Below are 13,884 nucleotides of genomic sequence, written 5' to 3' on the forward strand. Positions count from 1 at the left end.
TTGAGAGGATCAACCGCATGCGCCCGAACGACGATGAGTGAAGAAGGCGCAGCGGCGGGACCGGCCCATCTGCCGGTGATGTTGAACGAAGCGGTGCAGGGATTGCGTGTGCGCGAGAACGGAACGTACCTGGATGGAACCTTCGGCCGCGGCGGTCATGCGCGCGCCGTCCTGGCCCGGCTTGGGCCGACGGGGAAGTTGCTGTTGATGGATCGCGACCCGACTGCGGTGGCGCATGCGCGTGCAGAGTTCGGCAAGGACGCGCGCGTGGCTATTCGTCACGGCAACTTCGCCGATCTCGCCGACTGGGAGGCGACGCTCCACGGCCTGGACGGCGTGCTGCTCGATCTGGGCGTGTCCTCGCCGCAGCTCGACGAGGCCGCGCGCGGGTTCAGCTTCCGCGCCGACGCACCGCTCGACATGCGCATGGACACGAGTTCGGGAATCAGCGCGGCGCAGTTTCTCGCGAGCGCAGACGAGAGGAAGATTGCGGACGTGTTGTGGCAGTACGGCGAAGAACGCATGAGCCGGCGCATCGCGCGCGCGATCGTCGCGCGCCGCGCCGAGGCGCCGATCGCACGCACGCTCGAACTTGCCGAACTGATCGAACGCACGCTCGGTCGGCGCGAGGCGAACAAGCATCCGGCCACGCGCACGTTCCAGGCGTTGCGCATCCATGTCAACGGCGAGCTCGACGCGGTCGATCGCGGCTTGCGCGCTGCGACCGACCGCCTGAAGTCGGGCGGCCGCCTCGTCGTGATCAGTTTCCATTCGCTCGAAGACCGTGCGGTGAAGCATTTCCTGCGCGACGAGTCTCAATTGCCGCCGACGCGCCGCGGTCTGCCGCCCCCCGTGGCGGCGACGCTGCGTCTGAAGACGATCGGCGGCGCGCAACTGCCGGGCGACGAGGAAATCGCAGCGAATCCGCGCGCCCGCAGCGCGGTGCTGCGCGTGGCGGAGAAACTCTGATGGCTACGTTCATGGGGGTCGCGCGCGGAATTGGTTACGCCATCATTCTCGTCCTGCTTGCGGGCGTGATCGGTTGCGCGTTCGGCGTGGTCTACACGCGGCAGGAGAGCCGCCGCATGTTCACCGAATACAACGAGTTGACCAAGGAGCGCGATCGCCTCAATTACGAGTTCGGCCGGCTCGAACTCGAGCGCGCGACGAAGGCGGAAATCAACGGCATCGAGAAGGTCGCGCGCGAGAGCTTCGGCATGATTTCGCCGAGTTCGGCGAATACCGTGGTGATCAAGCGATGACCAAGCGCGAACTGTTCCAGTTCGATCTGCCGGGGCTGCGCGCGCAGCGCGACGCGCAGGCCGCGGCGAAAAACCAGCCGGCGCGCGGTGCCAGGCGCTGGTTCGATTTTGCCGCGGGTGATGCGGCGAAAGTGAAGCCGCGCCAAGCTGCGGTCAACCTCAAGCGTCGTCTTACCGTCGTGCTGATGATCCTCGCGCTCGCGGCGACGGCGCTGATCGTGCGCGCGATCGACCTGCAATGGGTAAGCAAAGATTTCTACCTCGACCAGGGCGACCAGCGTTACGTGCGCGATCTCAAGATCGATGCGCCGCGCGGCACGATCTTCGACCGCAACGGCAATCCGCTCGCGGTGTCGACGCCGGTCGCATCGATCTGGGCCGATCCGTCGACGCTCAAAGACCACATGGACCGCGTGCCGGAACTCGCCAAGGCACTCGGCCTCGATGCGAACGCGCTCGCGCAGAAGATCATGCAGCGTGCGGACAAGCAGTTCGTCTATCTCGTGCGCCATCTCAACCCCGATGCGGCCGAGGCGATCCTCAAGCTCGGCATTCCGGGCGTGGACAAGCAGCCGGAGTTCCGCCGTTTCTATCCGAACGGCGAGGTGACCGCGCACATCCTCGGCAAGACCGACGTCGACGACCGCGGTTCGGAAGGACTCGAGCTCGCATTCAACGAATATCTCGCCGGCAAGCCCGGCAGCAAGAGCGTGATCCGCGACCTGCACGGGCGCGCGGTCGAAAGTTATGACGTCGATCTCGATATTGCGCCACAGCCTGGCCGCGACCTGACCCTGTCGATCGACAAGAACATCCAGTACCTCGCCTATCGCGAGCTGATGGCCGCGATCAAGGACCACAAGGCGGCCTACGGTTCGATCGTCGTGATGGACGTGAACAACGGCGAGATCCTCGCCATGGTCAACCAGCCTTCGTTCAATCCGAATTCGCAGAACCCGAACATTCCGGCGAAGGATTTGCTCGACCATATGCGCAACCGTGCGGCGACCGATGTGGTCGAGCCGGGTTCGGTGGCGAAGGCGGTCACGATTTCCGCCGCGCTCGAAAGCGGCAAGTGGAAACCCGACTCGAAGGTCGATACCAATCCCGGCACCTGGCAGCACTACGACCACGTCGTCCACGACCACCGCAACGTCGGCCTGCTGACCGTGACCGGCGTGATCACGCATTCCTCCAACGTCGGCGCGGCGAAGATCGGCTCGACCCTGTCGCGCGATCAGATGTGGGACATGTTCCATCGCTTCGGCTTCGGCGAAACGACTGGTTCGGGCTTCACTGGCGAATCGCCCGGCAATCTGCGCATCGCCAAACTCTGGGGGCCGGTTGAGCAGGACACGATTTCCTACGGCTACGGATTTTCGGTGACCCCGCTGCAGCTCGCGCGCGCCTACGCGGCGATCGCCGCTGGTGGCGTCCTGCACACGCCGACTTTCGTCAAGGGCGGTGGCGACGAGGGCAAGCGCATCATCGACAAGAAGATCGCCGACGAAGTCCTGGCGATGCTGCGCACCGTCATCGCGCCGGACTCGACCGCGCCGAAAGCCGCGGTGCCGAACTATTTCGCCGCCGGTAAGACCGGCACTTCGCACATCGCGCACAACGGCGGCTACCGCAACGTCTACAACTCGGTATTTGTGGGCTTCGTTCCGGCGACGAATCCGAAGCTCGTTGCCGCGATCGTCATTTCCGGCGCGACCGGCACCGACATCGTGCAGTACATGGGCGGCACTGTCGCTGCGCCGGCGTTCAGCGGCGTGATGCAGGGCGCGCTGCGCGTGCTCGACATTCCGCCGGACAACGTCAAGAACTGGTACACCGGCGGCCCGGGCCCCGATCCGCTCGCGTTGCCGAAGCTGCCGCCGGAGCCGGCGGCAGATCCAAACGTCGTCGGCGAAGCGGAGACGGCCGATCCATGAACCCGACTGCGCGCCCGCTCTCGGAGTTGCTCGCCGGCATCGCGCCGGCGGACGCGCTTGGCGCCTGCGGCGACATCGTCGTGCGCGGGCTCACGCTTGACTCGCGCCGCGTGCGCGAGGGCGATGCGTTCTTCGCGCTCGCCGGTACGACGGCGCACGGCATCACGTTCGCGCCGAAAGCGGTCGCGAACGGCGCGGTCGTTGTGCTGGCCGAGAAGGCGAAGAACGCGCCCGCGATCGCCGCGGTCGAGCAGGCCGCAGGCGCACCCGAGATCTGGATCGACGACCTGCACGACCAGGTCGGCGAAATCGCCGCGCGTTTCTTCGCGCGCCCGTCCGAATCGCTGCGCGTGATCGGCGTCACCGGTACGAACGGCAAGACCTCGATCGTACAGTTGCTCGCGGCCGCGCTCGACGGCCTCGGCGCGCGCGCGGCGACGATCGGCACGCTTGGCGCGGGTCTGGTCGGCGCGATCCGGGAAGGCGAGCGCACCACGCCCGATGCGATTAGCGTGCAGGCGCTGCTCGCAGAATTCCGCGACGCGGGTGCGAGCCACGTCGCCATGGAAGTTTCCTCGCATGCGGTCTCACAGGGCCGGGTGAACGCGGTGACGTTCGACGTCGCCGCGTTCACCAATCTGACACGCGACCATCTCGACTACCACGGCACGATGGACGCCTACGGCGCGGCCAAGGCGCGGTTGTTCGCCTGGCCGAATCTTCGTACCGCGGTGATTAACATCGATGACGCGTTCGGACGCAAGCTTGCTGCCGATCTGCCGGCTCATGTGCAGAGCTTGCGCTACGGCGTCGATAACGCGAATGCCGAGATCGTTGCGACCACCGTGCGCACGAGTGGCGATGGCCTGCATTTCCACCTGAGCACGCCGTGGGGCGATGGCGATATCGCGACCAAGCTGCTCGGCCGTTTCAACGTCGCCAATCTGCTCGCCGTCGCCGGCTGCCTTGGTGCGCTTGGCTACGGCTTCGCGCAAATCCGCGCCGCACTGACCAACGCGCGGCCGGTGATCGGGCGCATGAACCGTCTCGGCGGCGGCACCGCACCGCTCGTCGTCGTCGACTACGCGCACACGCCCGACGCGCTCGAACAGGCGCTGGCGAACCTGCGCGCGCATTGCGACGGCCGGCTGATCTGCGTGTTCGGCGCTGGCGGCGAGCGCGACCAGGGCAAGCGCCCGCAGATGGCGGCGATCGCCGAGCGCCTGGCCGACCGAGTGATCGTCACCGACGACAATCCACGCAACGAGGACGGTGAGGCGATCGTCGCCCAGATCATCGCGGGCTTCGCCGATCGCGACGCGATCGTCGTACAGCGCGACCGCGCGCGCGCAATCGCGCTCGCACTGCGCGAGGCCAAGCCGGGCGACATCGTGCTGATCGCCGGCAAGGGCCACGAGCCGTACCAGGAAATTGGCGGCATCAAGCATCCGTTCGACGACCTCGCCGTCGCGCGCCGCGCGCTGGAGGCACGGGCATGATCCTGCGTCTGTCCGAAGTCGCGCTGTGGACGCACGGCGCGCTGAGCGGTAAGGACCTCATGGTCCGCGGCGTCGCCACCGACACGCGCCAGGCCATGCCGGGCGCGCTGTTCGTCGCGCTCAAGGGCGACAACTTCGACGGCCACGATTTTGTCGAGAAAGCGAAAGAGGCCGGCGCGGTTGCGCTGCTCGTCGCAAGACCCGTCGCGAGCGAGCTGCCGCAGGTCGTCGTCGCCGACACGCTGCTTGCGCTCGGCGACCTCGCCAGCCACGCGCGCGCGCAGCAGCGTGCACGCGTCGTCGGCATCACCGGTTCGAACGGCAAGACCACGGTGAAAACGTTGGTCGCCTCGATCCTGTCGCTGCACGGCAAGACCCATGTCAACGCGGGCAACTACAACAATGAGATCGGCCTGCCGCTGTCGCTGCTGGCGATGCCGGACGACACACAATATGCCGTGCTCGAGATGGGCGCGGGCAAGCCGGGCGACATCGACTACCTTGCTGCCATTGCGCGGCCCGAAATCGGCCTCGTCAATAACATCGGCCCGGCGCATCTTGAGCGCATGGGCTCGCTCGAAGGCGTGGCCGAGACCAAGGGTGCGCTGTACGCCTCGCTGCCGGCGCACGGCGTGGCCGTGATCAACGCCGATGAGACATTTGCGACATTGTTTACAAGTATAAATCGGGCCGGACGCACGATTCGCTACGGTCTCGATCAACCTGCTGACGTCGGAGCGGAGATTCGCAAGCTCGGTGCCGAGTCGCGCTTCACGCTGCGCACGCCGGTCGGCGACGCCGAGGTCGCGTTGCCGCTGGCCGGCCGCCACAATGTTGCCAATGCGCTCGCCGCGGCGTCTATCGCGCTCGCGCTCGATGTGCCGCTGGCGACGATCAAGCAGGGGTTGGAAACCGCTCCCGCGGTCAAGGGTCGCCTTGCGCGTCATGCGATGCCGGGTGGCTGGACCCTGATCGACGACAGTTACAACGCGAATCCGGCCTCGACCGCCGCGGCGATCGCGACGCTGGTGCAGGAACCCGCGGAAGCCTGGCTCGTGCTCGGCGACATGCGCGAGCTCGGCGCGCAGGCGCGCGAGCTGCACGCGCAGATCGGCGCGTTGGCCAAGAAGAGCGGCATCGCCTGGCTGTACACGGTCGGCGAGCTGTCGCGCGCCGCGGCTGCGGCGTTCGGCGAAGGTGCGCAACATTTCCCCGATCAGGAATCGCTGACGCAGGCGCTCACGGCCGATGTGCACGCGGGCGTCAACGTGCTGGTCAAGGGTTCGCGCGGCTCGGCGATGGATCGCATCGTACGCGCACTGCTCGAGGCAACGGGCAGCAACGGCAACGGAGGTGCGCGTCATGCTGCTTGAACTCGCCGAATATTTCCGCGGCAGCTTCAACGCGCTGCACCTGTTCCAGTACCTGACCTTTCGCGCGATCATGGCGACGCTGACCGCGCTGGCCTTTTCGCTGTTGGTCGGCCCGGCGGTGATCCGCAAGCTCGCCGAGATCAAGGCCGGCCAGGTCATCCGCAGCGACGGCCCGCAGTCGCATCTATCGAAGGCCGGCACGCCGACGATGGGGGGCGCGCTGATCCTGCTCGCGGTCGCGCTCTCCACCCTGCTGTGGATGGACCTCGCCAACCGTTACGTTTGGATCGTGCTCGGCGTGACGATTGCGTTCGGCGCGATCGGTTTCTACGACGACTACAAGAAGATCGTGCTCAAGAACAGCGCCGGCCTCGCCGCGCGCTGGAAATATTTCTGGCAGTCGGTGTTCGCACTGCTCGTCGCGGTCGCGCTGTACCGCACCGCGCAGACGCCGGCCGAGACCTCGCTCTACGTGCCGCTGTTCAAGCAGGTCGTGGTTCCGCTCGGTGTTTTCTTCGTCGCGATCGCCTACTTCATGATCGCCGGCTTTTCCAACGCGGTGAACCTGACCGACGGCCTCGACGGCCTCGCGATCATGCCCAGCGTACTCGTCGTCACCGCGCTCGGTGCGTTCGCCTATCTCGCCGGCAACAAGGTGTTCTCCGAATACCTCGGCATACCGTCGATTCCGGGCGCGGGTGAATTGACGATTTATTGCGGCGCGCTCGCCGGCGCCGGCCTCGGCTTCCTCTGGTTCAACGCCTATCCGGCGCAGGTGTTCATGGGCGATGTCGGCGCGCTCGCGATCGGCGCGGCGCTCGGTACGCTCGCGGTAATCGTGCGCCAGGAGATCGTGCTGCTCGTCATGGGGGGGGTGTTCGTGATGGAGACTGCTTCGGTGATGCTGCAGGTCGCGAGCTTCAAGCTCACCGGCAAGCGCATCTTCCGTATGGCGCCGATCCACCATCACTTCGAGCTCAAGGGCTGGCCCGAGTCGCGCGTGATCGTGCGCTTCTGGATTATCAGCGTCGTGCTCGTGCTGATCGGCCTGGCCACATTGAAGGTGCGCTGATGAGCCAAGCCAAGCGCATCGACGAGACCCTCGGCAAGTACGACATCGGCCTGATCGTGCTCACGGGTGCGCTCGCCGCGTTCGGCCTTGTTATGGTCGCGTCGAGTTCGATCGCGATCAGCCCCGGCGGCCCGTTCTATTACGCGATCCGCCACGCCGTCTTCCTTGCACTTGGGTTCGGCATCGCCTTTGTCGTCATGCGTACCGAACTGGAATGGTTCGAGCGCAACGCATTTTTGCTGCTGTTGTTCGCCGTGCTGCTGCTGTTGCTCGTGTTTGTGCCTGGACTCGGCGTGCGCATCAACGGTGCGCGCCGCTGGATCCGACTCGGCATCTCGAACTTCCAGTCGGTGGAGGCGGTGAAGCTGTTCTTCATCGTCTACCTGGCCAGCTATCTCGTGCGCCACCAGGAAGCCGTTCAAACCAAGCTGTTCGGCGTGATCAAGCCGATCGGCGTCGCCGGCGTGCTCGTCGTGCTGCTGCTCGCACAGCCCGACTTCGGCTCGTCAGCGCTGATCATCGCCGTCACCGTCGGCATGATCTGGCTCGGCGGCGCGCGCATGCGCAATCTCGTCTATCTGTCGATCCCGCTGCTGCCGGTGATTGCCTGGGTGGCGACGACCTCGGACTACCGCGTCAAACGCCTGACCTCGTTCCTCAATCCTTGGGCAGATCCGTTCAAGGACGGTTTCCAGCTGACCCAGGCCTTGATCGCGATCGGTCGCGGCGAGTGGCTCGGCGTCGGCCTCGGCGGTTCGGTGCAGAAGCTGCACTACCTGCCCGAAGCGAACACCGATTTCATCCTTGCCGTGATCGGCGAGGAATTCGGCTTCGTCGGCATCGTGCTCGTGCTCAGCCTGTTCGCCCTGCTCGTCGGCCGTGCGTTGATGATCGGCATGAAGGCGATCGAGCTGCGCCAGCGCTTTGCCGGCTACTGCGCGTTCGGTATCGCGCTGTGCATCGGCCTGCAGGCGCTGGTCTCGGTCGGCGTCAACATGGGCGTCTTACCAACCAAGGGTCTGACGCTGCCGCTCATCAGCTCGGGCGGTTCGAGCGTGATGATGACCTGCGTGATGATCGGCTTCCTGCTGCGCATCAGCTACGAAGTCAGCCGCGCCGAGCGCGTCCGCGATGCGAACCTGACCGAGCCGCGTGACCTGATCGGTGGCATGCCGTCGGGAGCGACCGCATGAGCGCCGCGCCCGTGCTGATCATGGCCGGCGGTACCGGCGGCCACATCTTTCCTGGCATCGCCGTGGCCAAGGAATTGATGGCGCGCGCGGTGCCCGTGCTCTGGCTCGGCAGCGAGGGCGGCCTCGAAACGAAGCTCGTGCCGCAGGCCGGTATCGAACTCAAGACAATCGCAATTTCCGGCGTGCGCGGTAAAGGCATCGCCAGCCTGCTCGCTGCGCCGTTGAAGATTTTTCGCGCTGTGCTCGCGGCGTGGAAGTTGATCGGCGCCATGCGCCCGCGCAGCGTGCTGTCGATGGGTGGCTACGTTGCCGGCCCCGGCGGCATCGCCGCCTGGCTGCGCGGCGTGCCGCTGGTCGTGCACGAACAGAACAGCATTGCCGGCACGACCAATCGCATCCTCGCCAAGTTCGCCAAGCGCCGCCTGTGCGGGTTCGAAGGCGCGCTGTCGCGCAGCGAATGGATCGGCAATCCGGTGCGTGCCGAGATCGCGGCGCTGCCGCCGCCGGCCGAGCGTTTTGCCGGTCGCATGTCGTCGAACCTTCTCGTGCTTGGCGGCAGCCAGGGCGCGCGCGCGTTGAACAGAATGTTGCCTGCAGCGCTGGCGACGGTGCCCGAATCCGCGCGCCCGACGGTACGTCATCAGTGCGGCGCAAAGTTCGTCGACGAGGCGCGCGCCGCGTATGCGCAGGCCGGCATCGAGGCGAGGGTCGAGCCGTTCATCGACGACATGGCGGCTGCATATGCGTGGGCCGACTTCGTCGTCTGCCGCGCCGGTGCGCTGACGATCGCCGAGTTGTGCGCGGCAGGCGTTGGTTCCTTGCTCGTGCCGTTCCCATTTGCGGTGGACGATCATCAGACGAGCAACGCAGCATCCATGGTCGATCGCGGCGCGGCGATGCTGACGCCCGAGGCGAAGGTCGATGCCAAGCTTCTGGGCGACCTGATCCTGGCGCAGAACGATCGCAAAGCGCTGCTGAAAATGGCCGAAGCCGCGCGTGCACTGGCGAAGCCGCAAGCCGCGGCAAACATCGCCGACATCTGCCTGCAGGTGGCCGCATGACGCCGCAGATCGCCCACGCCACTTCGGACTGGATTCGCGAATCCTCGCGCCGCGTGCATTTTGTCGGTATCGGCGGTGCGGGTATGAGCGGCATTGCCGAGGTGCTGCACAATCTCGGCTACAAGGTCACCGGTTCGGACAAGGCCGACTCCGCAGTGACGCGGCATCTGTCCGCGCTCGGCATCAAGATTTACAAGACGCACAAGGCGGGCAACGTCGACAAGGCCGATGCGGTCGTCGTCTCGACCGCGATCAAGGCCGACAATCCCGAAGTGCTCGCCGCGCGCGAGCGGCGCTTGCCGGTGATGCCGCGTGCCGAGATGCTCGGCGAATTGATGCGCTTCCGCCGCGGTATCGCCGTCGCCGGCACGCACGGCAAGACGACGACGACCAGCCTCGTCGCCTCGGTGCTCGCCGAAGGCGGGCTCGATCCGACCTTCGTCATCGGCGGCCAATTGCTCGCCGCGGCGACGCACGCGCGTCTCGGCACGGGCGATTATCTCGTCGCCGAGGCCGATGAAAGCGATGGCTCGTTCCTGATGCTCAACCCCGTGATCGCGATCGTCACCAACATCGACGCCGATCACCTCGAGAACTACGGCGGCGATTTCGCCCAGGTGAAGAAGGCGTTCGACGACTTCCTGCATCGCCTGCCGTTCTACGGCGTCGCCGTGCTTTGCATCGATGACGCCGAAGTTGCCGAGCTGGCGCGCACGACGACGCGGCGCATGCTGACCTACGGCACGCACAAGAGCGCCGATGTGCGTGCGAGTCGCATCACCCAGGACGGCGGACGCATGCGTTTCGATCTGCATCTGCCCGAGCAGAAGAAGCCGCTGGCGGTCACGCTCAACCTGCCAGGCTTGCACAACGTGAAGAACGCGCTCGCCGCGGCCGCGGTCGGTTGGCAGCTTGGCGTCGATGCGAAAGCGATCGCGACCGCGCTGGAGAATTTCCAGGGCGTCGGCCGGCGCTTCCAGATGCGCGGCGAGATCGCACTCAACGGTACTGGAAAAAATCGGGGCAGCGCGCTGCTGGTCGACGACTACGGCCATCATCCGCGCGAACTCGCCGCGGTGTTCGCGGCCGCACGCGGCGGCTGGCCTCAGCGCCGCCTCGTCGTCGCGTTCCAGCCGCATCGCTACACGCGTACGCGCGACCTGCTCGACGACTTCGCCAACGTGCTCAGCGAAGCCGATGTGCTCGTGCTGACCGAGGTCTATCCGGCCGGCGAGGCGCCGATCGCGAATGCCGACGGGCGCTCGCTCGCGCGCGCGGTGCGTGCGCGCAACAAGGTCGTGCCGGTACTCGTCGAGCATCCACGCGATCTGAAAACCATGCTGCCGGGGCTGCTGCGCGACGGTGATCTCGTCCTCGTCATGGGTGCGGGCGACATCGGCGCCGCGGTCGGCGAACTGGCTGCGCTGGCTCCGGCCGGGGCGAAGAAATCCAAAAGTGGAAAAGTAAAGTAATGCGCATCACGGACGCCAAACAATTCGGTCGCGTTGCCGTTGTCATGGGCGGCGACAGCGCCGAGCGCGAGGTTTCACTGAATTCGGGCCGCAACGTGCTCGACGCGCTCAAGGCGCGTGGGGTCGATGCGCAGGCGATCGACGGCATCCCGGCGCTGCTCGACGCGTTGCGCGCCGGCCATTTTGCGCGCGTGTTCAACATCCTGCACGGCGGCGGCGGCGAGAACGGCGAGCTGCAGGGCGCGCTGCAGTCGCTGCGCGTACCGTTCACCGGCTCGGGCGTGCTCGGTTCGGCTTTGTCGATGGACAAGACGCGGACCAAGCAGGTGTGGCTGTCGCTCAGCCTGCCGACACCGCGCTACAAGGCGCTGCCACGCGGCGCGGATGTGCACGCGGCCGCGCGCGAGGTCGGTTTTCCGCTGATCGTGAAGCCGGCTTGCGAGGGTTCGAGCGTCGGCGTGACGCGCGTGTTCGCCGAAGCCGACCTTGATGCCGCGGTGGAACTTGCCGCGCGCTATCACGGCGACCTGCTGATGGAAACGCTGATCGAGGGCGGCGGCGAATACACCGTCGGCATTCTCGGCCATGAGGCGTTGCCGACGATCCATATCGTGCCGAAAGGCGCCTACTACGACTACAACGCCAAGTACATCGCCGAGGACACGCAATACATTTGCCCCGGCCTCGATGGTGCGGCCGAAGCCGAAATGCGCGCGCTCGCGCTGGCGGCATTCGACGCCGCGGGCTGTTCCGGTTGGGGTCGCGTCGACGTCATGCGCGATGCGGAAGGCCGCAACTGGCTGCTCGAGGTCAACACAGCGCCCGGCATGACCAGTCACTCGCTCGTGCCCAAGGCCGCGCGTGCGGTCGGCATCGAGTTCGAAGAACTGTGCTGGCGCATTCTCGAAACGAGCTTCGATGGCGACGTGGGGCGGCACACATGAACCGCAGCGTCCTCAAACTCTTCGCCTGGGTGATCGCGTTGACCTTGATCGGCCTGCCGATCGTCGGGGTGCTCAATGGCTGGTTCGCGCAGGAGCGCTGGCCGATCCGCAACCTGCAGGTTGAGGCCGAGTTCAACCACGTCGGTGCGGAACAGATCCGCGCGGCCGCGAAGAACTATCTCGGCACCGGTTTTTTCGCAATCAAGCTCGACGACGTGCGCGCGGCGGTTGCGGCGCTGCCGTGGGTCGAACGCGTCGAGGTGCGCAAGCGCTGGCCAGACACGTTGGAAATGCGCGTGCTCGAGCAGCAGCCGTTCGCGCGTTGGGGCGACAAGCAATTGATCGGTCGCAACGGATCGCTGTTCTCCGCGCCGGGCACCGAGACGATCCAGGGCTTGCCGCAGCTTTCCGGCCCCGATTCTGCGCTCGCCGATGTAATCGATTTCTACCAGAAGACGTTGACCACGCTCAGCGGCAGCGGTCTTGCGTTGGCCGGCGTTTCGTTGTCCGCCCGCGGCAGCTGGGCGATCAATCTCGTCGACGGCTCGGAGATCCTGCTCGGCCAGCGCGACATCGACGACCACCTGCAACGCTTCCTCGACGTGTTCCCGCGCCTGGCCGCCGGCCGCGCCACGAATACGTTCGCGCGCGCCGACCTGCGCTACGCCAATGGCTTTGCGATCCGTTGGCTCGCAGCCGTGCCTGCGTCGGGCCCGATTCCCAATCCTGACAAACCCGCCGCGCCGCCCAAGCCGGCGGCGCAGAGACCCACATGAAGCACAAAGCCGAAAAATCCCTGATCGTCGGACTCGATGTCGGCACCTCGAAGGTCGTAGCGATCGTCGGCGAATATGCGCCGGGCGAACCGGTCGAAATCATCGGCATCGGCTCGCACACCTCGCACGGATTGAAGCGCGGCGTCGTCGTCGACATCGAATCGACCGTGCAGTCGATCCAGCGCGCGGTCGAAGAGGCCGAACTGATGGCAGGCTGCGAGATCCGTTCGGTCTACGCGGGCATCAGCGGCAGCCATATCCTCGGCCGCAACTCGCACGGTACGGCACCGATCCGCGAGCGCGAGGTGACCCAGGGCGATATCGACCACGTGCTCGACGCGGCCTGCGCGGTAGCGATCCCGGCGGACCAGCGCGTTCTTTATAAGGAGCCGCAGGAATTTGTCATCGATGGCCAGGAAGATATCCGTCATCCGATCGGCATGAGCGGCGTTCGCCTCGAGGCGAACGTGCACATCGTCACCGGCGCGGTCAGCGCGGCGCAGAACATCACCAAATGCGTGAACCGCTGCGGCCTGCAGGTCGACGACCTGATTCCGGGCGCGATCGCGTCGAGCAAGGCCATCCTCGTGCAGGACGAACGCGAGCTCGGCGTCTGTCTCGTCGACATCGGCGCGGGCACCACGGATATCTCAATCTTCACCCAGGGCGCGATCCGCCACACCGCGAGCCTGCCGATCGGCGGCGACCAGGTGACCAACGACATCGCCCAGGGCTTCCGCACGCCGACCGCGCATGCCGAGGAGATCAAGGTCAAGTACGCCTGCGCGCTGGCCCAACTCGCGCACGCCGAGGAGACGATCCAGGTACCGAGCGTCGGCGATCGCCCGCCGCGTCGTCTCGCCCGGCAGACATTGGCCGAGTGGGTGCAGCCGCGTTACGAGGAGCTGTTCGGCATGGTCCAGGCTGAGCTGCGCCGCTCGGGCTACGAGTCGCTGGTCGCGGCCGGCATCGTGTTGACCGGCGGCGGTTCGAAGATGGAAGGCGTCATCGAACTGGCCGAGGAAGTGTTCCACCTGCCCGTGCGCGTGGGTCTGCCGCAGCACGTGACTGGGCTGGCTGACGTGGTCAGCAACCCGATCCACGCGACCGGCGTCGGCCTGCTGCTCTACGGCAGCCGGCAAGACGGCATGACCCGCACGACCGGAAGTTCGGTGGCCGGCAACGTCGGCAACTTCTGGGGCAAGGTCAAGCATTGGGTGAAGGGAGAGTTTTGAGCAACACCATTCCCAACCAGCCCTTCCTTTCAAGGGAGAGCTGAAGAGAAAAGCGGTACG

General features: G+C 66.1%; 12 protein-coding genes. All 12 read left to right on the forward strand.

The genetic code is table 11. The features are described 5' to 3' along the window. Window positions 1-33: 33 nt before the first annotated feature. The 12 genes from rsmH to ftsA are packed head-to-tail and all read left to right on the forward strand — an operon-like array spanning window position 34 to window position 13,824. Window positions 34-969: a 16S rRNA (cytosine(1402)-N(4))-methyltransferase RsmH gene (gene rsmH, locus F455_RS0107920; RefSeq protein WP_018972749.1), complete on the forward strand. Its 936-nt coding sequence runs from the start codon at window positions 34-36 to the stop codon at window positions 967-969. Beyond that, entirely contained in the window at window positions 969-1,262 is a 294-nt protein-coding gene (ftsL, locus tag F455_RS0107925; protein ID WP_018972750.1) for a cell division protein FtsL, read from the forward strand. Before rsmH ends, ftsL begins: the two co-directional genes overlap by 1 nt. Further along, window positions 1,259-3,199, forward strand: a complete 1,941-nt coding sequence (locus tag F455_RS0107930) for a peptidoglycan D,D-transpeptidase FtsI family protein (RefSeq protein WP_018972751.1) — start codon at window positions 1,259-1,261, stop codon at window positions 3,197-3,199. The genes ftsL and F455_RS0107930 overlap by 4 nt, the downstream gene beginning before the upstream one ends. After that, entirely contained in the window at window positions 3,196-4,698 is a 1,503-nt protein-coding gene (locus tag F455_RS0107935; protein WP_018972752.1) for a UDP-N-acetylmuramoyl-L-alanyl-D-glutamate--2,6-diaminopimelate ligase, read from the forward strand. The genes F455_RS0107930 and F455_RS0107935 overlap by 4 nt, the downstream gene beginning before the upstream one ends. Continuing rightward, the gene (locus F455_RS0107940) at window positions 4,698-6,071 is read left to right on the forward strand and encodes a UDP-N-acetylmuramoyl-tripeptide--D-alanyl-D-alanine ligase (RefSeq protein ID WP_026293189.1); all 1,374 of its coding nucleotides are present in this window, start codon (window positions 4,698-4,700) and stop codon (window positions 6,069-6,071) included. Before F455_RS0107935 ends, F455_RS0107940 begins: the two co-directional genes overlap by 1 nt. Next, window positions 6,061-7,143 carry a phospho-N-acetylmuramoyl-pentapeptide-transferase gene (gene mraY / locus F455_RS0107945; RefSeq protein ID WP_018972754.1) on the forward strand — a complete coding sequence of 361 codons (1,083 nt, stop codon included), beginning with the start codon at window positions 6,061-6,063 and terminating at the stop codon, window positions 7,141-7,143. Before F455_RS0107940 ends, mraY begins: the two co-directional genes overlap by 11 nt. Next, the gene (ftsW, locus tag F455_RS20145) at window positions 7,143-8,336 is read left to right on the forward strand and encodes a putative lipid II flippase FtsW (protein ID WP_018972755.1); all 1,194 of its coding nucleotides are present in this window, start codon (window positions 7,143-7,145) and stop codon (window positions 8,334-8,336) included. The genes mraY and ftsW overlap by 1 nt, the downstream gene beginning before the upstream one ends. Further along, window positions 8,333-9,397, forward strand: a complete 1,065-nt coding sequence (gene murG / locus F455_RS0107955) for an undecaprenyldiphospho-muramoylpentapeptide beta-N-acetylglucosaminyltransferase (RefSeq protein ID WP_018972756.1) — start codon at window positions 8,333-8,335, stop codon at window positions 9,395-9,397. Before ftsW ends, murG begins: the two co-directional genes overlap by 4 nt. Then, window positions 9,394-10,869, forward strand: coding sequence for a UDP-N-acetylmuramate--L-alanine ligase (murC, locus tag F455_RS0107960; RefSeq protein ID WP_018972757.1), 1,476 nt, complete (start codon window positions 9,394-9,396; stop codon window positions 10,867-10,869). Before murG ends, murC begins: the two co-directional genes overlap by 4 nt. Then, window positions 10,869-11,813, forward strand: coding sequence for a D-alanine--D-alanine ligase (locus F455_RS0107965; protein WP_018972758.1), 945 nt, complete (start codon window positions 10,869-10,871; stop codon window positions 11,811-11,813). Before murC ends, F455_RS0107965 begins: the two co-directional genes overlap by 1 nt. Further along, window positions 11,810-12,589 (forward strand): cell division protein FtsQ/DivIB, encoded by a 780-nt coding sequence (locus tag F455_RS0107970; protein WP_018972759.1) that lies wholly within the window; start codon window positions 11,810-11,812, stop codon window positions 12,587-12,589. Before F455_RS0107965 ends, F455_RS0107970 begins: the two co-directional genes overlap by 4 nt. Beyond that, on the forward strand, window positions 12,586-13,824 hold the full coding sequence (ftsA, locus tag F455_RS0107975; protein ID WP_018972760.1) for a cell division protein FtsA: 1,239 nt from the start codon (window positions 12,586-12,588) through the stop codon (window positions 13,822-13,824). The genes F455_RS0107970 and ftsA overlap by 4 nt, the downstream gene beginning before the upstream one ends. Window positions 13,825-13,884 lie beyond the last annotated feature (60 nt).

The sequence above is a fragment of the Rudaea cellulosilytica DSM 22992 genome (assembly GCF_000378125.1).
Taxonomy (GTDB): Bacteria; Pseudomonadota; Gammaproteobacteria; order Xanthomonadales; family Rhodanobacteraceae; genus Rudaea; species Rudaea cellulosilytica.